A 22,315-nucleotide genomic window follows, 5' to 3' on the forward strand; every position below is an offset into this window, starting at 1 on the left:
GACAACGTGGGATTGTTGCTGCGCGGTGTGGACCGAAGCGACATCGAACGTGGCCAGGTGATCGCCAAGCCGGGATCAATCACGCCGCACACAAAGCTCAAGTGCGAAGTCTACATTTTGACGAAGGAAGAAGGTGGCCGCCACACGCCATTTTTCAAAGGCTATCGGCGCCAGTTCTACTTCCGGACCACGGACGTGACCGGAGTGGCGACGCTGCCGGAGAACGTGGAAATGGTGATGCCGGGCGACAACGTGGCCCTGGAAGTAGAATTGATTACCCCAATCGCGATGGAAAAGGGGTTGCGGTTCGCCATCCGTGAAGGTGGCCGCACCGTCGGTGCCGGTACGATCTCAGATATTCTTGAGTAAGATCAGACATAAGATTGCTTCAGAGGCCGGCGGCGGGAAATCACTGATCACCTGCCGCCGACCAAATGAAATAATCAACTGGACCAGTGAAGAGGTGACGCCTTGAACGACAAAATTCGCATTCGCCTAAAAGCTTACGACCATCGAGTGCTTGATCAGTCCACTTTGGAAATTGTGGACACGGCCAAGCGGACCGGCGCCAAAGTGGCTGGGCCAATTCCACTGCCAACTGTCCGCAATCGCTATACCGTGTTGCGCTCGCCTCACGTTGATAAAAAATCGCGTGAACAGTTTGAGATTCGCACCCATAAGCGCTTGATGGACATTCTGGATCCAACACCGCAAACAGTTGATGCCTTGATGAAGCTGGATCTGCCAGCGGGTGTTGATGTGGAAATCAAAGCCTTTGGTCGGGATCGCAAGTAAGAAATTTTTGGAAGCCCAGTAAATTGGGGCAGGGAGCGCGGACTGAAAATGGTTAACGGAATAATTGGAAAAAAAGTCGGCATGACGCAGTTGTTTGCACCAGATGGTACAGTGACCCCAGTGACTGTGCTGCAGGCAGGTCCTTGTGTCGTGGTGCAGCGGAAAACAGTGGCCAAGGATGGATACAGCGCTGTCCAACTCGGACTGGTTGAAAATCGACCACCCAAGAAAGTGTCAAAGCCGATCCGTGGACACTTTGAAAAAACTGGAAAAGGGACCCCCCCAACCCGGATTTTACGCGAGTTTCGCGTTTCCGCCGAGGAACAGATCGAAGTTGGGGCGCCAGTGCTGGTTGATCTCTTTTCTGAAAATGAAAAAATTCAGGTGGTCGGCACCAGCAAGGGTCGTGGTTTTGCCGGGTTTATCAAGCGCCATGGATTTGGTGGCGGTCGGTCAACTCACGGATCAATGTTCCACCGGGCACCGGGGTCAATTGGTTCATCGGCTTTCCCGTCACGCGTTTTTCCTGGAACTCGCATGGCTGGTCATATGGGCGTGGAACGCAAAACCATCAAGAACTTGAAGGTTGTGCGAGTTGATTCTGAAAAGAATCTGCTGATCGTGAAGGGCAGCATTCCTGGTCCGAATGGCGGGTATGTGCTGATTCAAAAAGCTGGTGCGTAGCGCCATCCCATCTGGACCAGGGACGATTCCCACGAACCAAAAACACGGTTCAGGTGCTGAAACTATCATCGCAAATGGTGAGAGGGCTGATATGCCGGTTGTAAAAGTCAGAAACTTAAAAAATGAAGAAGTCGGTGAAATCGAACTGAGCGAACGAGTCTTTGGCGCACCGCTGAACAAAGCGTTGATTTACGAAGCGGTCAAAGAATTTCGGGCGCGAGGCCGGGCTGGAACCGTGGCAACAAAAACCCGCGGTGATGTTTCGGGCGCCGGACGAAAATTGTGGAAGCAAAAAGGAACTGGTCGGGCGCGAATCGCCAGCCTTCGTTCGCCATTGTGGAAAGGGGGCGGTAATGTACACGGCCCTCAGCCCCGCGATTGGGGCTACCAAATCCCCAAGAAAATGCGTCGGGGTGCTATTCGCGCGGCATTGTCAGAACGGCTGCGTGAAGGTGGCGTGATTGTGGTTGATGACTTTAGCCTTCAACAGCACAAGACCCGGGATCTGGTCGCGATTTTATCCACGCTCGGAGTCGAAAAGCGGGCATTGTTGGTGGATTCACTTGAAAACCGGAATCTGATTCTGGCCTCACGCAATCTTCCTGATGTAGACCACACCAACAGCTTTGGACTCAATATTTTCAATGTTCTCCTGCACGAGCAGATTGTGTTGAGCAAGCGCGCGGTTGGGGAAATCGAAAAGATTTTGGCCTAAGTTTTGAGTTTTAAGCGGACCAATTGACAGATTTCACACGGATCACGATTAAAACTGAAAACTGCAGGAGAGGGACCTATGTTGACAATTTGGGATGTAATCAAATCGCCGGTGATCACTGAAAAAGCCATGGATATGAAGGAGCACACCACCTTAACCGGACAGTTGCTGACCTTCAAGGTTGATCCGCGAGCCAACAAAATTCAGATCAAAAATGCCGTTGAAAAGATTTTCAACGTTGAGGTGGCCGCTGTTCGAACCGCCAACTTCCAGGGAAAAGAAGTTCGTCGTGGTCGCACCATTGGCCGCAAATCCGATTGGAAAAAAGCCTTTGTGACGTTAAAGCCAGGATCCACCATTACCGAATATATGGAAGTGATCTAACCAGAGGCATTGCCAACCTGGTCGGGACCGAAACCGCAAAGTGCACTGCAGCAAATTTTAGACGAAACCTGTGTAGGGTGTTATGGGCATTAAAAAGTTAAAACCAACTTCTCCGGCACGACGCTACCAAACCTACCTCACCAATGATGAGCTTTCAGATGTGCGTCCGTTAAAGGCGCTTACCCTGGCCCGAAAGAAGATCTCCGGGCGCAACAACATTGGTCATATCACGGTCCGGCATCGTGGGGGTGGACACAAGAAACTGTTCCGTGTGATTGATTTTAAACGGGACAAAAGTGGAATTGTCGCCAAGGTGGCAACCATTGAATATGATCCAAACCGATCAGCCAGAATCGCCTTGCTTCATTATGTGGATGGCGAAAAGCGATACATTTTGGCGCCGCAGGGTCTCAAAATTGGTCAGCAGGTGGTTTCCGGCCCGGAATCAGACATCATCGTTGGAAACGCCTTGCCGCTGAAAAACATTCCACTGGGCACCACGATTCACAACATTGAATTGCGTCCTGGAAAAGGTGGGCAAATGGCCCGCACTGCTGGGACGAGCGCGATGCTGGTGGCCAAAGACGATAAGATGGCACAACTCCGGTTGCCATCGGGTGAAGTCCGCAAAGTGTCCATTCTGTGTCAAGCCACTGTCGGCCAGGTTGGCAACATTGAGAACGAAAACATTTCCTTCGGGAAGGCAGGTCGTTCACGCTGGATTGGTCGTCGCCCAACGGTTCGCGGTGTCGCAATGAACCCGGTGGATCACCCACACGGCGGTGGTGAAGGGAAAACCTCTGGTGGTCGCCATCCAGTGACCCCCTGGGGCCAGCCAACTCGTGGCTACAAAACCCGCAAGAACAAAAATACGGACAAACTCATCGTCAAACGTCGCAAATAGTGCGGTTGACTTTGGTTGGTGTGCCAACTGCCGATGAGCAGCGACTGGCACGTGACGACGAAGCACGAAGGACTCAGAAGCAACGAGGAACATTATGCCACGATCAGTGAAAAAAGGGCCGTTTGTGGACAAATTCTTGTCAGACGCCGTGAACCGGATGAACAGTGCCGGTGAACGCCGGGTACACAAAACCTGGTCGCGTCGGTCAACCATTACGCCGGATATGGTGGGTCACACCTTTGCCGTGCACAATGGGAAAAAGTTCATCCCGGTCTATGTCTCGGAAAATATGGTTGGCCACAAGCTGGGTGAGTTTTCTCCAACCCGTACCTTCAAAGGCCACGCTGGGGATAAGAACGAAAAGACGGCGAAACGACGGTAACGAGCCAGGGCAAAAGTGCCGGGGTGGGATGCAGGATCCGTCAAACCGCTCACATCGTCGGTCTGGCCTCTCGACACAAAAGCTCTCATCAAACGTAGGGTGGAGATTTTATGGAAGCACGTGCAGTTGCAAAGTACATCAAAGGGTCGCCGCAAAAGGCTCGGCTCGTGATTGACCAAATTCGTGGCGTCAAAGCGAACGATGCCCTGGCCTTGCTCCGATTAAGCAAGAAACGGGCAGCCCATCCAATTTCAAAAGCGTTGTGGTCAGCGATTTCAAATGCGACCTATCTCGCTGAAAAGCAAAACATTATGGTCGATGTGGATGACCTGGTGGTCACCCGCTGCTTCGTCGATATGGGGCCAACCAAGAATCGGCGCCGGGTGCGTTCCGCACCGATGGGTCGAGCCTATCGTGAACAGCGACGGTCGTGTCACATCACGGTCTATGTTTCAACTGAAAAAGACGCACAAACCGAGAAAAAGTAGGAGGCGGCAGTGGGACAGAAGGTTCATCCATATGGATTTCGATTGGGCGTTAACCGGACGTGGCGGTCAACCTGGTACGCAAAGAAAGATTTTGCTCAGCTTTTAAAAGAAGATCTGGAAGTGAAAAAAGAGCTGAAGCATAAATTTGCCGGTGCCAGCGTGTCCACCATTGATATTGAACGCGCAGCCAACAAATTGAAAATTATCATTCACACTGCCCGCCCAGGCATCATCATTGGTCGAAAAGGGGCTGAAATCGACAAGCTGAAAGCCGAAATTCAGCGCAAAACGGGTCGGGAAGTCATCGTCAACATCCAGGAAATTCAAAAACCTGAACTGAGCGCCCAATTGCAGGCCGAACAGATTGCTCAGCAGCTTGAAAAACGAATTGCCTTTCGCCGTGCGATGCGCAAAACCGTCGAAAATGCCAAGAAGTTTGGCGCTCAGGGAGTAAAGGTTCGTGTTTCAGGTCGGTTGAACGGGGCTGAAATTGCTCGGTCTGAACAATACCTGGATGGTCGGATGCCCCTCCACACATTGCGTGCGGACATTGATTATGGCTTTGCCGAAGCCCATACCACCTATGGCGTGATCGGCGTGAAAGTCTGGATTTATAAAGGTGAGATCTACGAAGCGCGGCGCGGACCAGCTCGGCGAACTGCCTGATCGGTAACGGTCCCCGTGGTTTGAACGATCCAGGGCGAAGCTAATTAAAAGCAAAAAGTGAGAACGGTATGGCAGAATATAAAATCCCTCAAAAGGTCAAATTCCGCCGGCAACAGCGCGGACGTCGGTGTGGTATGGCAACCCGTGGGGCGGCGATATCCTTCGGCGAATTTGGTTTAAAAGCTCTTGAAGTTGCCTGGGTGTCCAGCAAACAGATTGAGGCGGCGCGTATCGCCATCACCCGCACCGTAAAGCGCGGTGGAAAATTATGGATCCGTATTTTCCCAGATAAGCCGATTACCAAGAAACCGGCTGAAACCCGTATGGGGAAGGGAAAAGGGGCCCCCGAAGGCTGGGTGGCTGTGGTCAAGCCGGGTCGCATTCTGTTTGAAATGGAAGGCGTGTCGGAAGAACTGGCGCGGGATGCCATGCAATTGGCCGCCCAGAAACTCCCGATGAAGGTTAAATTTGTAACTCGTGCTGATCAGCAAGGAGGGATTGTATGAAGCATATGACAGGTTTACGTGAGACCAGCACGGATGATTTGCGCGCTCTGGAAACGGAACTGCGGGAAACCTTGTTCCGGCTTCGCTTCAAACGAAGCCTGGGAGATGTTGAATCCGCACGCAAAATTGCAAATGAACGCAAGCGCCTGGCCCGGGTCAAAACGCTTCTGCGTGCCCGTGAAATCGGTATTGAAAAGTAGAACAGTGTCAACCGACCTGAACAAGATCGAAAAAGGAAGTGGATATGGCAGAACAAGACAACACGCCACAGTCAACAACACCAGGTGAAGCCGAAACACCAGCCGCCGAAGCTCACGTCACCAGCACGCCACGGACGCCGCGAACCGAAAAAATCGGGGTCGTGACCAGCGATAAAATGACCAAAACGGTGGTCGTTCGGGTTGATCGGTTGGTGCAGCACCCCAAGTACCGACGCTACATTCGCAAAACTTCAAAGTTTATGGCCCATGATGAGCTCGAATGCAGAATTGGGGACAAAGTGCGCATTTTGGAAACCCGTCCATTGTCAGCCCGCAAACGCTGGCGTGTAGTTGAAATTCTTCAACGGGCGGCTCAATAGGAGCGGACAGCCCGACGTCACCTGTGAGTGACGTGCAGGACCAGGCCGCCGGACAAGCACAATTGCGGCAAAGTGGGAGGAAGTCAGACCTATGATTCAGATGAGAACCATTCTCGATGTCGCCGATAATTCAGGCGCCAAGAAAATCTCGTGCATTCTGCCTCTGGGTGGTAGCACCGGATTAAAGGCGACCGTTGGTGACATTATCACGGCGAACGTCAAAGAAGCTTCGCCAGATGGAAACGTGAAAAAAGGGCAGGTGGTCAAAGCCGTGATTGTCCGGACCCGGAAGGAAGTCCGCCGCAAGGACGGAACCTATGTGCGTTTTGACCAGAATGCCGCAGTATTGATCAAGAAAGGGTCAGAAGGGTGGGATCCCATTGGGACGCGCGTTTTCGGACCTGTTGCCCGTGAACTCCGCGACAAGAAGTTCATGAAGATTATCTCTTTGGCGCCGGAGGTGATTTGAAATGCCAGCAAAAGCAAAGGTTTGCAAAAATGACCTGGTCGTTGTGTTGACCGGGAAAGATGTTGGAAAACGTGGGCGGGTGTTGTCTGTCAAGCCGCGAGATCAAAAAGTCTTGGTGGAAGGGGTTGCGATGGCGCAGCACCACCAGCGAAACAACCCTCAGCTCAGTCGAGCCGGCGGCATTATCGAGCGCGAAGCCTACATCAATATTTCAAACGTGCAGGTGGTCTGCCCAAGCTGTGGTGCCCCCACCCGCGTTGGAATCAAAGTGCTTGAAGACGAAAGCCGTAAACGGCAGTGCAAAAAATGCGGTGCCATTATTGAACAACGCTAGGGTGGTGTGACGGGCATCAGCAGTACTGCTGTCCCGCTCTGGCGTGAACTGTTTTCAGTCTATCTAAAGCGTAGAGAGTTAATCATGGTTCCCAGACTCAAAACAAAATATCGTGAAGAAATTACCGCCAAGATGGTCAGCCAGTTTGGCTACACTAACCCAATGGCCGTGCCGAAACTGGAAAAGATCGTCATCAATATGGGCGTTGGCCGAGATTATATCTCGACCAAAAACACCAAAGTGCTCGAAGTGGCCGCTGAAGAACTGGGTTCCGTCACCGGACAAAAGTCAGTTGTGACCCGTGCCAAAAAGTCAATCGCCTCATTTAAATTGCGCGAAAAAGATCCAATTGGGGTGATGGTGACCTTGCGTGGCGACCGGATGTATGAGTTCCTCGACCGGTTGGTGAGCATTGCCTTACCTCGCGTTCGTGATTTTCGCGGTGTCTCCGGTAAAGCATTTGATGGACGTGGCAATTACACCCTTGGGCTGAAAGACCAGTTGCTCTTCCCGGAAGTTGATTTCGCCAAGGTTGACAAAGCGCGTGGCATGAATATTTCAATTGTGACAACTGCCAAAACCGATGAAGAAGGACGTACCTTGCTGCGGTTCTTTGGAATGCCTTTCCGACAAAACTAAGCACCCGCTCAGGTTGACTGCGGAGTGAAACCCAAACTTCACGAAAAGAAGGTGAGAGTGAAGCCGTTATGGCAAAGAAATCCTTGATTGCGAAAGCAAACCGTAAGCCGAAATTTGATGTCCGTGGGTACAATCGCTGCAAGCGGTGTGGTCGCCCCCGAGCGTATCTGCGCAAGTTTGGAATTTGCCGCATCTGCTTCCGCCAATTGGCGTTGGAAGGGCAAATTCCGGGCGTGACCAAATCAAGCTGGTAATATGAGTCGTGGTTGTTGTCCCTGGTTCGGCGCCGATGGGCCTGAGCTGTAGGGTGGGCCGGGTGGGTGCCGCCCAAGCCTGAATTTTTCTGACATTATAAGGTTGTGGAGTGATTCGATGACTGATCCAATCGCAGACATGCTGACACGGATGCGCAATGCGCTCAGTGCCCGACATCAAAAAGTTGATGTCCCGGCTTCAAAAATGAAGCTCGAGATTGCGCGAATCTTAAAAGAAGAAGGTTATATCAATAATTACAAGGTGGCTGGTGAAAGCCCCAAGCGGATGATTCGCCTCTACCTGCGGTACGGTCCCAAGGGTGAGCCGGTCATTAACGTGTTGCAGCGCGTTTCACGACCTGGCTGCCGGCGCTATATCTCCAGCACTGAAATCCCAAATGTCTTGGGTGGCCTGGGGATCAATATTGTCAGCACCTCACACGGGATTATGACCGGGAAACAAGCCCGGAAAACCAAAGTTGGCGGCGAACTGGTCTGTCAAATTTACTAATTCAGCGTTGGCCGATCTGATGGGCAAGAACTGAGCAATGATCAGCCAGAAGAGGTAGTGAGAAAAGCATATGTCACGAGTTGGAAAGAAGCCAATTCCTCTGCCTTCGGGCGTTTCGGTGAACATCACACCTGAAAAAATCGATGTCAAAGGTCCGAAAGGGGCGCTTGAAACCAAAGTTCCTTCCGGTCTGAGCCTGCGACAAGAAGGGGCAACCCTGGTGATTGAACGAGCCGGCGATGAATTTGCAGCCTTGCATGGTCTGGTTCGGGCCCTGGTTGCCAATGCGGTCAAAGGTGTGACTGACGGGTTTGTTCAGCAAATGGATGTGGTTGGCGTCGGTTATAAGGCCGAATTAAAAGGTCGGATGATCGCCTTCAGCCTTGGATATTCACACCCCGTGGAGTTTACGCTTCCGCAAGGAATCGATTGCAAAATTGAAAAACTCCCCCGACAGATCCCCCAGTACCAGACAACCGTCACTTTAACCGGGATTGATAAGCACCAGTTGGGACAGGTCGCGGCTGATCTTCACTCCCTGCGCAAGCCAGATGCTTATAAAGGAAAGGGAATCCGTTACACCAACCGTGTAACACGTCTCAAGCCTGGAAAAACTGGCGGCAAAGGCGGCAAGAAGTAACAGCAACCGTCGTCACAGCTCAGCCGCAACGTTGGGTTGATCTCTCTGGAGGCCGGACATTGGGGAATCCCCGTTTCCTGTTTTGCGACCCAGGCTGGCACATTGATCAGGTTACAAGTATAAGAGGAGTGAATTATGGCATTAAAAGAGCGTGCAGAGGTGCGGAAGGCAATCCACCGGCGTATTCGCAAGAAAGTGTTCGGAACCCCCGAACGCCCACGCCTGTGCGTGTTTCGCAGCTTGAAGCACATCACCGTGCAAATTATTGATGATTCAAAAGGCGAAACATTGTGCTCGGCTTCAACGGTTGAAAAAACGTTGCGCGAACAATCAGGCGGCAATATCCAGGCTGCACAAGCCATTGGCAAATTGATTGCAACCCGGGCGAAGGAAAAAGGGATTGACGCTGTGGTGTTTGATCGGGGCGGGTATATCTACCATGGTCGCGTCCGCCACTTAGCTGAAGCCGCCCGTGAAGCCGGTCTCAAGTTTTAATAAATGGGGAGCGTACGATGCAACGAATCAACCCGGATGGACTCGATTTAAAGGATAACGTAATTTCGATTAACCGCGTGACCAAGGTGGTCAAGGGCGGTAAAAACATGAGCTTCAGCGTGCTGGTAGTGGTTGGTGACAACAATGGAGTGGTTGGCTTTGGAAGTGGGAAAGCCAAGGAAGTGCCCATTGCCATTCGCAAAGCGGTTGAATCAGCCAAGAAGAACCTGGTTCGGATTCCACTCGAAGGTCACACGTTGACACACCCGATGATTGGAAACTATGGAGCTGGGAAAGTCATGCTGAAACCGGCGCCGGAAGGAACTGGCGTTATTGCCGGTGCGGCTGTCCGTTCCATCATGCAGGCTTTAGGCGTCCAGAACGTGGTCACCAAAGTCATTGGCTCCAACAACCCCCATAACATCGTGCGGGCTACCTTTGATGGCCTGGGCAGGATGAAAAGCCGTGACGATATCGCCCGCATTCGCGGAAAACGGCCAGAGGAGTTATAAGCCATGAGCGAGATAAACAGCGGAAAAGGAACAACGGCCCGCATTAAGATTCAATGGTATCGGAGCTTTATTTCCGCTCCCAAAACCCATAAAACCATTGTGCGCAGCCTGGGATTTACCAAACTGCAGCAAATTGTCGAGCGCCCAGATACCCCCAGCACCCGTGGGGCCGTGGCAAAAGTACCGCACCTGCTGCGGATTGTGGAAGAATAAACCCACGACTGAGCCACTGCACCAGATCGAGCTTCAGGATGTTGGTTGGAGCAACTCAAAACAAGCTCAGACCCTGATTAACTGCTGATAAAATTGTAAGGAGGTTGCAGCTCCCCGCCGAAAAGGCTGTTCGGTTTACGTTCTCACGTAAACCCGCAACCGGGCTCAAAATCGGATCAAGCTGCAAGGAGACTTCGATGGCGATTGGATTGCACAACCTGGAAGCCCCAAAGGGGGCAAATAAACGGAAAAAGCGTGTTGGTCGTGGACCTGGTTCTGGTCACGGAAAAACTTCAACTCGCGGCCATAAAGGGCAAAAATCACGTTCAGGATATTCCTCGATGCGGGGTTTTGAAGGCGGTCAGATGCCATTACATCGCCGGCTGCCCAAGCGGGGATTTACCAACATCTTCAAAAAAGAGTGGACTGAAATCAACTTAAAGATGTTGGACCGCTGGTATGAAGCCAACGATACCGTCACGCCTGAGAGCCTGGTTGAAAAAGGAGTTGTCAGCAAGCTTGCGAAAGATGGCGTCGTGGTGTTGGCCAATGGTGAGTTGACCAAACCTCTGAAAGTACAGGCCCATCGGTTTAGCGACAAAGCGAAAGCCAAGATTGAAGCTGCCGGCGGCACTGTTGAAGTGTGCTAATCAGCTCCGCGTTTCCTGATCGCCCCTTTTCAAGGTTGGCCTGGCCAGGAAACGCTTCGCTTTATATATTGATTGGTACGTTATTTGCATATTTACCTTAGAAACTCCCCTGAAGTGGAATTTTTCGACAGAAGAATCACGATGGGTGTTCACCCAACCCTTCACGGAGTTTGACCTCCCACGCGCTTCACATCTTGAGAAGCCTATCCACGCCGAAGAAGTTAAATACAGAGTGCCGCGAACTTCAGTTGCGTCTGTATTTTCCGGATTCCACACCTCTCCTGAGGATGTATGTTTGACCAGATCGTAAAGAGCTTTCGCAATATTTTTTCTGTTCCAGAGCTGCGGAATCGCATTTTCTATACTCTGGGAATGTTGATTGTCTACCGCGTTGGCAGCCACATTCGAACACCTGGAATTGATCCTGACAAATTAAGTGATCTGTGGCGAGACCTGCAGAATTCACTGGTTGGGGTGCTGGATCTGTTTTCAGGTGGAAATTTTCGGGTGGTTTCGATCTTCGCATTGGGAATCACTCCCTACATCACGTCCTCAATTATTCTCCAGTTGATGACCGTGGTTTGGCCTTATTTGAAGAAGTTGCAGGAAGAAGGCGAACTGGGCCGGCGAAAAATCAACCAGTATACCCGCTACCTGACGATTGTCCTGTCATTGATTCAATCCATGACAATTGCTTTGTGGCTCAACGGCCAGCCTGGATTAGTCGTGGGTGGTTCAAGCGTCTGGTTTATTTTTGTGACGATGGTTACCCTGAGCACTGGAACGGCTTTCGTGATGTGGATTGGGGAGCAGATCACTGAACGGGGAATTGGGAATGGAATCAGCTTGCTGATTTTTGCGGGAATCGTGATTCGCCTGCCCGATGCGCTCCAGCAATTGGTGACCAAAGCCCAGTCTGACCCAACCTCAGCCTTGAGTGTGATTTTACTGGTGGTTGTGATGGTGGCGGTCATTGCTGGTGTGGTGTTTATGGAGCGAGGACAGCGCAAGATCTCGATTCACTATGCCCGCCGTCAGGTTGGTAAGCAACAAACAGCGGGTCATTCCACCTATATGCCTCTGCGGCTGAACATGGCCGGAGTGATCCCGGTGATTTTTGCCTCATCAATTCTGACTTTCCCTCAGACTGTGGCACAGTTCATCAAATCAGAATATGTTCAGAACGTAACTCAGATGTTGCGAACTGGTCACCCTCTGTATGATCTGATCTTTGTATCGTCAATCATTTTCTTTACCTTCTTCTACGTGTCGATTGTCTTTAACACCGACGAAGTGGCAGAGAATCTTCGCAAATACGGTGGGTTTATCCCTGGAATTCGACCCGGGAAACGAACGGCTGATTATTTAAACTCAGTTTTGACCCGGTTGACCACGGTGGGGGCTATTTATTTAGCCGTCGTCTGTATCATCCCTCAATTTATCATCACTGGGTTTGAAGTCAGTGCCTTACCATTGATTGGTGAAAAACTGTACACGGTGTTGAACTCAAACCCTGCCACAAGCTGGATTATCAAAGGGTTAGGTTTCAATTTCTACTTTGGTGGAACTTCACTTTTGATTGTGGTCGGTGTGGCAATGGATACAGTCCAACAAATTGAATCGCAGTTGATTATGCGGCATTACGACGGGTTCCTGCGCAAAGGCCGAATCCGTGGCCGGCGAGGGTAACCCCAGGACTCAATCCAGCCAGCCACTTTCCTGACTGGCTGACCCGTTGTGGCGGGTATGTCATGGGAAAGAAATTGGAGGGAATGTGGCCACCACAGTTATCTTGATGGGAGCACCAGGAGCCGGCAAAGGAACGCAGGCTCGATTGATAACTGAAGTTTTCGGATTTCCCCACATTTCAACGGGCGAGTTGCTTCGTGAAATAGCGAAGCAAGAAACACCACTCGCTGAGCGTGTGCGCCAGGTCCTGGCGACTGGAAACTTTGTCTCCGATGAAATACTGGCTGACCTCGTTACTGAACGAACCAGCCATAGTGATTGTCAGAATGGATATATCCTGGACGGGTATCCCCGAACCAGGCCGCAACTGGAATTTTTAGAAACTTTGGTCCATCGGCAGGGAACCCGTCTGATCGCCATTGAAATTTCAGTTCCACGGGAAGTGCTGTTTCAACGATTGACCGGAAGACGGACCTGCGGACAGTGCGGCGCGATTTACAATTTGTATTTCGTCCCACCGGCTGTGGCTGGAATATGTGACCACTGTGGATCAAGCAACCTGCAACAACGAGATGATGACCGGGAAGATGTGGTTGATACCCGACTGACCAATTATGCTGAGTTAACTGAGCCTCTCGTTCGATCCTTTCAAGAAAAAGGAGTCTTACGCGTGATTGATGGAAATCAAGATGTTGAGGCGGCCTTTGCTGAGTTAAAACGGGCGCTCGAATCTGAGTCTGCTGCTGCCTGGTGAGAGAAGCGATACGGTATGGTCATTGCCAAATCAAAAGCAGAAATTGAAAAAATGTATCGAGCCGGCCAGTTGGTCGGGACCCTGCTGAAAGAACTGTGCGCAATGGCCCAACCGGGAGTTACCACTGAGGATCTCGACCGCTTTGCGATTTCCTGGCTCAAAGAACGAAATGCCATTTCGCCATTCAAGGGGTACCGGGGATATCCAAAACACATTTGCACATCAATCAATGATGAAATTGTTCATGGAATCCCCTCCTCATCCCGAATTCTCAAAAATGGTGACATCATCAGCATTGACTGTGGCGCCACTCTGGATGGGTATGTTGGGGATACCGCAGCCACAATTGGCGTTGGAACGATTACTGAGTCCGCCAAAGCGTTGATCAAACACACGGAAGCCTCGCTCTTTCAGGCGGTTGATCAAATGCGATTGGGAAATCGGCTCTACGATATCTCATATGCGGTTCAATCTTACATTGAGCCACTGAGTTATAGTCTGGTTCGGGAGTTTTGTGGTCACGGTATTGGTCGCCGAATGCACGAAGATCCACAGGTTCCCAATCGGGGACGTCCGAACACGGGACAGCGGTTACGGGTCGGATGGGTACTAGCCGTTGAACCAATGGTCAATGCCGGCACTCACGCCATTCGGGTATTAAATGACGGATGGACAGCGGTCACCTTAGATGGTCAACTCTCTGCCCACTTTGAACATACCATCGCCATTACCGAAGAGGGCCCACGAGTTTTAACACTGGTTGATTGATTCAGGGACTTGATCCTTTACAACCGCTTCTTTTTTATGCTAGTCTGCGCGGTTCGCTAAACTCCCTCCACTTTTCCTAAGTGCAAACCATCATTTCAACCTATTACGCTCCACTGAAGGGGGATATGTCTAAGGAAGATTCAATTGAAGTCATGGCGTCGGTGCTTGAAGCCTTACCCAATGCCACTTTTCGCGTCGAACTTGAAAATAAACACAAAGTATTAGCCCGAATCTCTGGGAAGATGCGCAAGAATTTTATCAAAATTTTGCCAGGGGATAAGGTATTGGTCGAACTCTCGCCCTATGACCTGACCCGAGGCCGGATCGTGTATCGCTACAAGTAATTCATATCAAAGACCGAAAACTTTGATCCCGGGGTTTCACCCGAAACCGCAAGAACTCACGATTGTTTTTCATTGTTGCTGGGAGAGTTATGAAAGTACGTGCGTCAGTAAAAAAAATCTGCGATAAGTGCAAACTTATTCATCGCAAAGGGATTGTGCGCGTTATCTGCGAGAATCCTAAACACAAGCAGCGTCAAGGATAACCTTCCTCAAGAATGAGGAGTGGCCTCACGCCTGAAATTAATTGCAACCAACGGAAGTTCAACCATTTTGACTGGGAATACGCAACATGGCACGTGTAGCTGGAATTGATTTACCTCAAAATAAACGCGCCGAAATCGGTTTAACCTACATTTACGGCATCGGACGTTCACGCGCGAACCTGATTCTTGAGGAAGCGAATGTCGATAAAAATCGGAGAATTCGGGATCTGAGCGAAGATGAACTGACCCGGATTCGGACCGTCATTGATCGCCAGGGTGATGTAGAAGGCGATCTGCGCAAACGAATTCAACTCGACATTAAGCGCCTGGTGGAAATTCAATGCTATCGCGGGATTCGTCACCGCAAAGGTTTGCCGGTCCGTGGACAGCGGACACATACCAATGCACGTACCCGCAAAGGTCCACGTCGGGCGACGGTGGCCAAGAAGAAAGCCCCTGGTAAGAAGTAAGCGACGGGTATCCTTTGACATGGGCGGGCCACCCTGGTGGTCTCCTTCAGGATTAATTCACTGTTTATCACTTGAGTAAGAATACAATGGCCAAGAAGACGACAACTGCTGGAAAAGCGGGAGCAAAAAAGAAAATTTTTAAAAAACGGGAACGCAAAAATGTGCCGCAAGGCATTGTGCACATTCAAGCGACCTTTAATAACACGCTCGTCAGCATTACCGACCTGGATGGAAATCTGGTGAGCGCCAGCAGTGCTGGGGCATTGGGCTTTAAGGGATCTCGCAAGGGAACTCCGTTTGCTGCTCAGCAGGCTGCGGCACGAGCGGCAATTCAGGCTAAGGAAAATGGCATGCAACTGGCTGAAGTCCGGGTCAAAGGCCCTGGGTCAGGCCGTGAATCCGCCATCCGTGCTGTCCAGGCTGCTGGCATCGACGTCAAAGTCATTAAAGATGTGACACCTATCCCCCACAACGGATGCCGACCGCGCAAGCGTCGGCGGGTCTAATGTGGCGTTGTCTTGTGTTACACCATAACGCGAACTTATTTGATTTCTTGAGATGTGAAAGCCCACACCAAATGGGCTTGGGAGGGATTGCTTGGCAAGGTATCGTGGTCCTGTGTGTCGTTTGTGTCGCCGAGAAGGCGTGAAGCTTTTTTTGAAAGGCGAACGGTGTTTCAAACCTTCTTGTGCAATTGATAAGCGAAAGAAACTTCCGGGACAGCATGGTGAGTCCCGTCGTGGGAAGTTAACCGGCTATGGCGAACAATTGCGTGAAAAACAAAAAGTCAAACGCATGTACGGTATGCTCGAAGGCCAATTCCGGTCTTGTTTTGAGCGCGCTGTCCGCCAAAAAGGGGTAACGGGTGAAAACCTGCTTTCCAGTCTTGAACGCCGGCTTGACAATGTTGTGTACCGGATGGGTTTTGCCGCATCACGAGCTCAAGCCCGGCAATTGGTCAACCACGGACATATCCGGGTCAATGATCGCAAGGTGAATATTTCATCCTTTGTGGTCAAAGTTGGAGACACTGTCAGTGTACGCGATGGCAGCCTGACCAATGTTCATATCCTGAATGCCTTCCAAACCGCGGGAGGTCGTGGCGTTCGTCCAGCCTGGGTTGAAATTGTTGATGCCGCCAAACTGGCTGGCAAAATTGTTTCCCTGCCACGCCGGGAAGATATCGACAAAGATATCCGGGAGCAGATGATTGTCGAATTGTATTCCAAGTAAGAGCACTTAATTTCAGAGCCGAACGCCATAGCCCTGCACCAAAAGCGCGGGCTGTGCTGTCCGGCTCCTTTGTTCTGAAGGAGCAGAAGGTATGTGGACTGGCTTCCAAAAGCCAAAGCGCCTGGCTTGCGATTTTGAAACCTTAACGGACAAATACGGTCGCTTTTATGCTCAGCCGTTTGAACGTGGGTTTGGGACGACTATCGGCAACAGCCTGCGCCGTGCGCTGTTATCATCAATCGAAGGTGCGGCGATTACGGCTGTCAAAATCGAAGGGGTGCTCCATGAGTTTTCCTCAATTCCTGGTGTCACCGAAGATGCAACCGATATTATTTTAAACCTGAAACGAATTCCATTTTTGATGACCGGTGCCGGAGTCAAAACCATCCGTCTCGAAAGTAACACGCCGGGCGTGGTTTACTCCCGCGATATTGAAATTGGCGCCGACATCGAAGTTCTGGATGGCTCAATTCCGATTGCCACAGTCAGTGAAGGTGGTCGCCTTTCAATCGAGATGCGGCTCAAAATGGGACGTGGGTATGTTCCGGCTGACCGAAATACAGACGAAGATCTTTCAGTTGGCTATATTCCAATTGACTCCGTTCATTCGCCAATCAAAAAAGTCAATTACCAGGTTGAAGCGGCCCGTTTGGGTCAGGATACCGACTTTGACAAGTTGACGATTGAGGTATGGACCAACGGGAGTATCAAACCGGATGATGCGATTGGGTTGGCGGCAAAATTGATTAAGGATCATATGACGATCTTTATCAACTTTGATGATACCGAACCCGAAATGAAGGAACCTGAAATCATTGATCGTCCAAAACGGACCGTCAATGAGTATCTGGATCGTTCGGTTGAGGAACTTGAATTAAGCGTTCGATCCTACAACTGCCTGAAGAATGCTGATATTCGCACCATTCGGGAACTGGTTCAGAAAACTGAGCAGGAAATGTTGAAGACCAAGAATTTCGGACGCAAGTCTTTAAACGAAATCAAGGAAATCATGACCGCGATGGGTCTCCGCCTTGGTACCATTTTTGATGATGAAGGGAACATCGTTGGGTATCGCGACGAGTAATTTGGGCGAACTGTCGTGAGGACAGTTTTCCCATTCACGTGGAAACGACTATGAGACACTTAAACGCACACCGGAAATTGGGGCGAACCTCAGCACACCGTAAATCGCTGTTACGCAACCTCGCCACCTCGCTCATTATTGAAGAGCGGTTAGTGACCACTCTGCCCAAAGCCAAAGAGCTGCGTCCATTTGTCGAACGGGCCATTACCCTGGGCAAACGCGGTGACTTGCATGCCCGTCGTTTGGCCGCCAGCTATTTTCATGCTGGTAACCAGAACCGGATTCCCGATGGTGGCCGTGGTCATCAACGGGCACCTCGAACCGCCGGGGTGCTGGCGGTCAGCAAATTGTTTGATACGATTGCTGCCCGGTTTAGTGATCGTCCAGGCGGATATACCCGCATTGTTAAACTGGGACATCGTCGGGGTGATGGCGCTGAAATGGCGCTTATTGAATTACTTGGCAGTGAATACAAGCCAGAGGAATAACCTGGACTCAGACCCTTTCCCTCCCTTTTTTGGCCCGGCCAGGGTGGTGGCTGTTTTTGGGTGTGAAGACTTCATTCCAATCCAAATTTCCACTCTTCCACGCACCCAGCCGACCGTGCTCTCCGAAAGGTCATGCGCCTGTGCCTGACACTCCCCTATCGCCAGCACGTACCAAACTGCCAAAAAAGCCCTTTGACCTGCAGCATTTGGAATTGATTTGCCCCAACCATCTGGCCCATATGTGATCGGATGTGTTGGGGCTTTGTTTTGTTATGGGATACCACTCAACCCGCAGACTTCACTCATAAAAGGCAGCACAGTATGAACCAAAAAGAACTGAGAGAACTGATTGAGATCATTTCAGAAAACCGAATTGCTGAGTTCGAGATGGAACGTGCCGGATTCAAACTGCGAATTCGAACCGCCCATGGCCAAACCGCCACGGTTGCGGTTCCCAGTCACGCAATCGAAGCCGCAAGTGTGCCCCCAGCCGTGATGGCGCATCCGCCAGTTGCTGCTCCACCTCCGACACCACCTGCCCCAGAACCACCTGCCACCCCACAAACCCAGAACCTCTACACCGTGAAATCTCCGATTGTAGGCACGTTCTATCGAGCCCCAAGCCCAACAGCCAAATCATTTGTTGAAATTGGAACTCGGGTCCAGCCAGGGACGGTGCTGTGTATTATCGAAGCCATGAAATTAATGAATGAAATCGAATCGGAAGTCAGTGGTGAAGTGGTTGAGATTTACCAGGAAAACAGCAAACCGGTTGAATATGGTCAGCCGATTTTTGGGATCAAAGTTGATTAACCTGTGCCTCGTGCTTGGAACCTGGCACTGAGGGGCATCCTTTCAAAGAACCAAGAACCAAGAAACCACCTGATACCTTATGTTTCGGAAAATTCTAATTGCGAACCGTGGCGAAATCGCCTGCCGGATCATTTGGGCCTGTCGCGAATTGGGCATCAAAACCGTAGCCGTGTACTCTGAAGCGGATGCTGATTCGCTCCATGTCCGTTTTGCGGATGAAGCCATTTGTATCGGGCCACCTCCTTCACGCGAAAGTTATCTCCAAATCCCTTCCGTTATCAGTGCCGCGGAAATAACCAATGCTGACGCCATCCATCCAGGATATGGATTTTTATCGGAAAATGCCCATTTTGCTGAGGTCTGTCAGGCGTGCAATCTCACCTTTATTGGCCCTCCGCCGAGCGCAATTCGGGCCATGGGTGACAAGGCTTCGGCCCGAGCCACGATGAAGGCGGCGGGTGTGCCAATTCTTCCAGGCAGCGACGGCATCATTGATTCCCCAGAAACCGCCATTGAAGTGGCCAATCGGATTGGCTTCCCCGTCATTATCAAAGCGACGGCGGGTGGCGGCGGACGCGGAATGCGCATTGTTTATTCACTGGAAGACTTACTCACTCAGCTTGAAACCGCTCAGGCTGAAGCTGGTGCCGCATTTGGCAATGCCGGCGTCTATATTGAAAAATACATTGTCAACCCGAGACACATTGAAATTCAGGTCCTGGCTGATCAGCACGGGCAAACGCTTCACTTTGGTGAGCGGGAATGTTCGATCCAACGTCGCCATCAAAAGCTGATCGAAGAATCTCCGTCACCCATGGTCACACCTGAAATGCGGGCTGAAATGGGGGCGGCGGCCATTAAAGCCTGCCAGCACGTGGATTATGTCAATGCGGGCACGATTGAATTTATCGTGGATGCTGACACGCGCGAGTACTACTTTATGGAAATGAACACGCGCATTCAGGTTGAGCATCCGGTCACGGAAATGGTCGCCAATGCTGATCTGGTGGTGGCTCAGATCCTGGTTGCCAATGGGGAAAAACTTGATTTCCGGCAAGAAGACATCGTGTTTTCAGGCCATGCGATTGAATGCCGCATCAATGCTGAAGATTCAGTCAAATTTACGCCAAGCCCTGGATTGATCACCGCACTCAACCTTCCTGGCGGACCAGGTGTGCGCATTGATACCCATGCCTATCCTGGGTATGTGGTGCCACCAAACTACGACTCGCTCGTTGCCAAGCTCATTGTCCATGCCCGAACCCGCCAAATGGCAATCGCCCGAATGAAACGAGCCCTCGAAGTCATGATTGTGGAAGGAATCAAAACAACTGTTCCACTTCATCAGCGAATCATGGACGAGCCGGATTTCATTGCCGGTAATCTTTCAACCCGGTTTATGGAGAAGTTTCTGGCCAAGAAGTAGCGAATTGAAAGCGAGTAGCGAGTCGCGAGTCGTAAGTAGTCAATCCAAAAACGCCTTTTGCTGTACTATTGAAATTTCTCTGCCGGCCAATCCACAGGCTAAAAAATTCAAGATCTTTTCTTTTGGTTTTACAACTCGCTACTCGCTACGCACAACTCGCTACTTAAGGGGGAACCATCATGTCCAGCCACCCCACTGCCGTTCTATACACGCCCTCATTCCTCGAACACCAGACCGGCGTGACCCACCCGGAAAGTCCTCACCGGGTTTCACTCATCAAAAATAAATTGGAATCCATGCCCGACCTGTGCTGGCTTGAACCGACCCAGGCGAGTGACGTGGATATTTTGCGGTGTCACACTCCAGAACATTTGGAACTGGTGCAACTGGCCTGCACCGATGCCCAAAAATATGGTCACGCGGCCCTTGATCTCGATACACCAGTTTCAGCCGGATCCTGGGAGGCTGCCAGACTGGCAAGTGGGGGCGTGTTGAGTGCCATTGATTCAGTCATGGCCGGTGAATCCGAAAACGCGTTTGTGCTGGTTCGTCCTCCAGGCCATCACGCCACTCAAAATCGGGCCATGGGCTTTTGCCTGTTTAACAATGTTGCCATAGGGGCGCGATATATCCAGGAAAAGCACAACCTCGAACGCGTCTTGATTGTGGATTGGGATGTTCATCACGGAAATGGCACCCAGGATATTTTTTACTCTGACCCTTCCGTTTTTTATTATTCACTCCATCAATTTCCTCATTATCCAGGTACGGGAAGCCGTTCTGAAACTGGGAGCGGGACTGGGCAGGGATATACCCTCAATATTCCTCTGGTGGGGGGAACATCAGCCGCCAGCCATGTCGTGGCATTTCAGGATGGGCTCAAGACTATTCTCAGCCGCTTTCAACCTGATTTTATTCTGATCTCAGCCGGATTTGACGCTCATCGGTTTGATCCATTGGGAGATATGAACCTCTCGGATCAGGATTTTATGACCTTAACCCAAACCCTCAAGCACGTTGCGGAAGAGCAATGTCAGGGCCGGTTGGTTTCACTTCTGGAAGGTGGTTATAATCTGGAAACCCTACCTCAAACCGTTGCCTCCCACGTTCGCGCGCTGGCAACTGTGTCAACATGAAGAATGAAGAATTTGTTCGAATAGATTGCTGGAGGGAATTCAAGATGGAGGTCACATGCTTAAAAAGATAAGTTTGTTGATAGGATTGATCGCCTGTATATATCTGAATACAGACACTTTCGTCCTGGCTGGAGAACCCACTTTGGAAACCGCGCCTTCAAAGTTTACAAAACTGGATGGCAACAAAATCCACTACAAAGAGTTCGGCAAGGGCAAAACAGCACTGGTTTTTGTGCATGGATGGACGTGCAACCTCAACTTTTGGAAGTACCAGGTTCCGGCGGTTACCAAGGATGCGCATTTGATCGCGATTGACCTTCCGGGGCATGGCCAGAGCGACAAACCAGAGTTATCAATATATTCAATGGCGTTTTTTGCCAAAGCCGTCAATGCAGTTTTAACCGAAGCCAAAGTTGAACACGCCGTGCTGATCGGGCACAGTATGGGCACACCGGTCATCCGTGAGTACTATCGCCTGTTTCCAAAGAAAGTGACGGCGCTGGTTGTGGTTGACGGTAAGCTGCGACCGTTTTTCACCGATCAAGCCAAAATAGATCAGTTTATCAGCCTGTTTGAAAAACCAGACTACACGGAGGTTATGGGCCAAATGATCAACGGGATGTTTCCAAATCCAGCTCAGACCACATTGCGCGATGAAGTCAAAGCCCAAATGCTCGCTGCACCTCAATTTGTGGTGGTTGGCGCGATGAAGGGAATGCTTGATCAGTCAATTTGGAAAGATGACAAAATTGACGTGCCAGTCCTCCATATTCTGTCGAAGTCACCCATGTGGACTGCTGATTATGAAAAGTATGTCTGGACGATTGCCCCCAAAACCGAGTACACCCAAATGGACGGTGTCGGGCATTTTCTGATGATGGAAAAACCGGACGAATTCAACCGCATCCTGCACGACTTCTTGAAGAAAAATGGGGTGGTGAAAAAGTAAGAGGAGTCAGTAGTTGATAAGTCAAGAGTCAGTAATGCGGAGGAAGAGTTGAAAAAAGAGCGGATTTGAGCCCAGGAACTGGGCGGAAGGCATGTAGCCCAGGGTTTTAACCCTGGGAAAACGTTGCCTCCCAACCC

General features: G+C 50.8%; 36 protein-coding genes. All 36 read left to right on the top strand.

The window, feature by feature from the left end:
• Positions 1-369, top strand: a 369-nt coding sequence (gene tuf, locus HY774_29510; protein ID MBI4752646.1) for an elongation factor Tu, incomplete at its 5' end; no start/stop codon positions are given.
• 102 nt (positions 370-471) lie between these two features.
• Positions 472-795 (top strand): 30S ribosomal protein S10, encoded by a 324-nt coding sequence (gene rpsJ / locus HY774_29515; GenBank protein ID MBI4752647.1) that lies wholly within the window; start codon positions 472-474, stop codon positions 793-795.
• A gap of 48 nt (positions 796-843) precedes the next feature.
• Positions 844-1,479 carry a 50S ribosomal protein L3 gene (gene rplC / locus HY774_29520; GenBank protein MBI4752648.1) on the top strand — a complete coding sequence of 212 codons (636 nt, stop codon included), beginning with the start codon at positions 844-846 and terminating at the stop codon, positions 1,477-1,479.
• A 91-nt stretch (positions 1,480-1,570) separates the two neighbouring features.
• On the top strand, positions 1,571-2,194 hold the full coding sequence (gene rplD, locus HY774_29525; protein MBI4752649.1) for a 50S ribosomal protein L4: 624 nt from the start codon (positions 1,571-1,573) through the stop codon (positions 2,192-2,194).
• Between the two features lie 81 nt (positions 2,195-2,275).
• Positions 2,276-2,578 carry a 50S ribosomal protein L23 gene (locus tag HY774_29530; protein ID MBI4752650.1) on the top strand — a complete coding sequence of 101 codons (303 nt, stop codon included), beginning with the start codon at positions 2,276-2,278 and terminating at the stop codon, positions 2,576-2,578.
• An 82-nt stretch (positions 2,579-2,660) separates the two neighbouring features.
• Positions 2,661-3,482, top strand: coding sequence for a 50S ribosomal protein L2 (gene rplB, locus HY774_29535; GenBank protein MBI4752651.1), 822 nt, complete (start codon positions 2,661-2,663; stop codon positions 3,480-3,482).
• 94 nt (positions 3,483-3,576) lie between these two features.
• Positions 3,577-3,864, top strand: coding sequence for a 30S ribosomal protein S19 (rpsS, locus tag HY774_29540; GenBank protein MBI4752652.1), 288 nt, complete (start codon positions 3,577-3,579; stop codon positions 3,862-3,864).
• A 110-nt stretch (positions 3,865-3,974) separates the two neighbouring features.
• Positions 3,975-4,352, top strand: coding sequence for a 50S ribosomal protein L22 (rplV, locus tag HY774_29545; protein MBI4752653.1), 378 nt, complete (start codon positions 3,975-3,977; stop codon positions 4,350-4,352).
• A 9-nt stretch (positions 4,353-4,361) separates the two neighbouring features.
• On the top strand, positions 4,362-5,018 hold the full coding sequence (rpsC, locus tag HY774_29550; protein ID MBI4752654.1) for a 30S ribosomal protein S3: 657 nt from the start codon (positions 4,362-4,364) through the stop codon (positions 5,016-5,018).
• A gap of 68 nt (positions 5,019-5,086) precedes the next feature.
• The gene (gene rplP, locus HY774_29555) at positions 5,087-5,524 is read left to right on the top strand and encodes a 50S ribosomal protein L16 (protein MBI4752655.1); all 438 of its coding nucleotides are present in this window, start codon (positions 5,087-5,089) and stop codon (positions 5,522-5,524) included.
• Entirely contained in the window at positions 5,521-5,724 is a 204-nt protein-coding gene (gene rpmC, locus HY774_29560; protein MBI4752656.1) for a 50S ribosomal protein L29, read from the top strand. The genes rplP and rpmC overlap by 4 nt, the downstream gene beginning before the upstream one ends.
• Before the next feature lie 44 nt (positions 5,725-5,768).
• Positions 5,769-6,104, top strand: a complete 336-nt coding sequence (gene rpsQ, locus HY774_29565; GenBank protein ID MBI4752657.1) for a 30S ribosomal protein S17 — start codon at positions 5,769-5,771, stop codon at positions 6,102-6,104.
• Between the two features lie 91 nt (positions 6,105-6,195).
• Positions 6,196-6,573, top strand: coding sequence for a 50S ribosomal protein L14 (gene rplN, locus HY774_29570; protein MBI4752658.1), 378 nt, complete (start codon positions 6,196-6,198; stop codon positions 6,571-6,573).
• Between the two features lies 1 nt (position 6,574).
• Positions 6,575-6,907, top strand: coding sequence for a 50S ribosomal protein L24 (locus HY774_29575; GenBank protein MBI4752659.1), 333 nt, complete (start codon positions 6,575-6,577; stop codon positions 6,905-6,907).
• A gap of 84 nt (positions 6,908-6,991) precedes the next feature.
• The gene (gene rplE / locus HY774_29580) at positions 6,992-7,546 is read left to right on the top strand and encodes a 50S ribosomal protein L5 (GenBank protein ID MBI4752660.1); all 555 of its coding nucleotides are present in this window, start codon (positions 6,992-6,994) and stop codon (positions 7,544-7,546) included.
• 68 nt (positions 7,547-7,614) lie between these two features.
• Positions 7,615-7,800, top strand: a complete 186-nt coding sequence (locus HY774_29585) for a type Z 30S ribosomal protein S14 (GenBank protein ID MBI4752661.1) — start codon at positions 7,615-7,617, stop codon at positions 7,798-7,800.
• A 118-nt stretch (positions 7,801-7,918) separates the two neighbouring features.
• On the top strand, positions 7,919-8,311 hold the full coding sequence (rpsH, locus tag HY774_29590; GenBank protein MBI4752662.1) for a 30S ribosomal protein S8: 393 nt from the start codon (positions 7,919-7,921) through the stop codon (positions 8,309-8,311).
• Positions 8,312-8,381: 70 nt separating this feature from the next.
• Positions 8,382-8,951 (top strand): 50S ribosomal protein L6, encoded by a 570-nt coding sequence (rplF, locus tag HY774_29595; protein ID MBI4752663.1) that lies wholly within the window; start codon positions 8,382-8,384, stop codon positions 8,949-8,951.
• Between the two features lie 135 nt (positions 8,952-9,086).
• Complete coding sequence (locus HY774_29600; protein ID MBI4752664.1) at positions 9,087-9,446, top strand: 50S ribosomal protein L18; 360 nt, start codon at positions 9,087-9,089, stop codon at positions 9,444-9,446.
• Between the two features lie 17 nt (positions 9,447-9,463).
• Positions 9,464-9,958 (top strand): 30S ribosomal protein S5, encoded by a 495-nt coding sequence (rpsE, locus tag HY774_29605; GenBank protein MBI4752665.1) that lies wholly within the window; start codon positions 9,464-9,466, stop codon positions 9,956-9,958.
• Between the two features lie 3 nt (positions 9,959-9,961).
• Positions 9,962-10,171, top strand: coding sequence for a 50S ribosomal protein L30 (gene rpmD / locus HY774_29610; GenBank protein ID MBI4752666.1), 210 nt, complete (start codon positions 9,962-9,964; stop codon positions 10,169-10,171).
• A 203-nt stretch (positions 10,172-10,374) separates the two neighbouring features.
• Positions 10,375-10,821: a 50S ribosomal protein L15 gene (gene rplO, locus HY774_29615; GenBank protein ID MBI4752667.1), complete on the top strand. Its 447-nt coding sequence runs from the start codon at positions 10,375-10,377 to the stop codon at positions 10,819-10,821.
• 291 nt (positions 10,822-11,112) lie between these two features.
• Positions 11,113-12,510, top strand: a complete 1,398-nt coding sequence (gene secY / locus HY774_29620) for a preprotein translocase subunit SecY (GenBank protein ID MBI4752668.1) — start codon at positions 11,113-11,115, stop codon at positions 12,508-12,510.
• Between the two features lie 85 nt (positions 12,511-12,595).
• Positions 12,596-13,264, top strand: coding sequence for an adenylate kinase (locus HY774_29625; protein ID MBI4752669.1), 669 nt, complete (start codon positions 12,596-12,598; stop codon positions 13,262-13,264).
• Positions 13,265-13,279: 15 nt separating this feature from the next.
• Positions 13,280-14,032: a type I methionyl aminopeptidase gene (map, locus tag HY774_29630; protein MBI4752670.1), complete on the top strand. Its 753-nt coding sequence runs from the start codon at positions 13,280-13,282 to the stop codon at positions 14,030-14,032.
• Between the two features lie 125 nt (positions 14,033-14,157).
• Entirely contained in the window at positions 14,158-14,376 is a 219-nt protein-coding gene (gene infA / locus HY774_29635) for a translation initiation factor IF-1 (GenBank protein MBI4752671.1), read from the top strand.
• A gap of 89 nt (positions 14,377-14,465) precedes the next feature.
• Positions 14,466-14,579 (top strand): 50S ribosomal protein L36, encoded by a 114-nt coding sequence (rpmJ, locus tag HY774_29640; protein ID MBI4752672.1) that lies wholly within the window; start codon positions 14,466-14,468, stop codon positions 14,577-14,579.
• A gap of 86 nt (positions 14,580-14,665) precedes the next feature.
• Positions 14,666-15,049: a 30S ribosomal protein S13 gene (gene rpsM, locus HY774_29645; GenBank protein ID MBI4752673.1), complete on the top strand. Its 384-nt coding sequence runs from the start codon at positions 14,666-14,668 to the stop codon at positions 15,047-15,049.
• A gap of 86 nt (positions 15,050-15,135) precedes the next feature.
• Positions 15,136-15,555: a 30S ribosomal protein S11 gene (rpsK, locus tag HY774_29650; GenBank protein MBI4752674.1), complete on the top strand. Its 420-nt coding sequence runs from the start codon at positions 15,136-15,138 to the stop codon at positions 15,553-15,555.
• Positions 15,556-15,646: 91 nt separating this feature from the next.
• Entirely contained in the window at positions 15,647-16,282 is a 636-nt protein-coding gene (gene rpsD / locus HY774_29655; protein ID MBI4752675.1) for a 30S ribosomal protein S4, read from the top strand.
• A 91-nt stretch (positions 16,283-16,373) separates the two neighbouring features.
• Positions 16,374-17,366, top strand: a complete 993-nt coding sequence (locus HY774_29660) for a DNA-directed RNA polymerase subunit alpha (GenBank protein ID MBI4752676.1) — start codon at positions 16,374-16,376, stop codon at positions 17,364-17,366.
• A gap of 50 nt (positions 17,367-17,416) precedes the next feature.
• Positions 17,417-17,854: a 50S ribosomal protein L17 gene (gene rplQ / locus HY774_29665; GenBank protein MBI4752677.1), complete on the top strand. Its 438-nt coding sequence runs from the start codon at positions 17,417-17,419 to the stop codon at positions 17,852-17,854.
• A gap of 321 nt (positions 17,855-18,175) precedes the next feature.
• A complete protein-coding gene (accB, locus tag HY774_29670) occupies positions 18,176-18,667 on the top strand; it encodes an acetyl-CoA carboxylase biotin carboxyl carrier protein (GenBank protein ID MBI4752678.1) in 492 nt (163 codons plus the stop codon).
• A gap of 79 nt (positions 18,668-18,746) precedes the next feature.
• Positions 18,747-20,093 carry an acetyl-CoA carboxylase biotin carboxylase subunit gene (gene accC / locus HY774_29675; protein MBI4752679.1) on the top strand — a complete coding sequence of 449 codons (1,347 nt, stop codon included), beginning with the start codon at positions 18,747-18,749 and terminating at the stop codon, positions 20,091-20,093.
• Positions 20,094-20,272: 179 nt separating this feature from the next.
• On the top strand, positions 20,273-21,229 hold the full coding sequence (locus tag HY774_29680) for a histone deacetylase (GenBank protein MBI4752680.1): 957 nt from the start codon (positions 20,273-20,275) through the stop codon (positions 21,227-21,229).
• A 55-nt stretch (positions 21,230-21,284) separates the two neighbouring features.
• Entirely contained in the window at positions 21,285-22,178 is an 894-nt protein-coding gene (locus HY774_29685) for an alpha/beta hydrolase (protein ID MBI4752681.1), read from the top strand.
• Positions 22,179-22,315: the final 137 nt, after the last annotated feature.

Source organism: Acidobacteriota bacterium, assembly GCA_016208495.1.
Taxonomy (GTDB): domain Bacteria; phylum Acidobacteriota; class Blastocatellia; order Chloracidobacteriales; family Chloracidobacteriaceae; genus JACQXX01.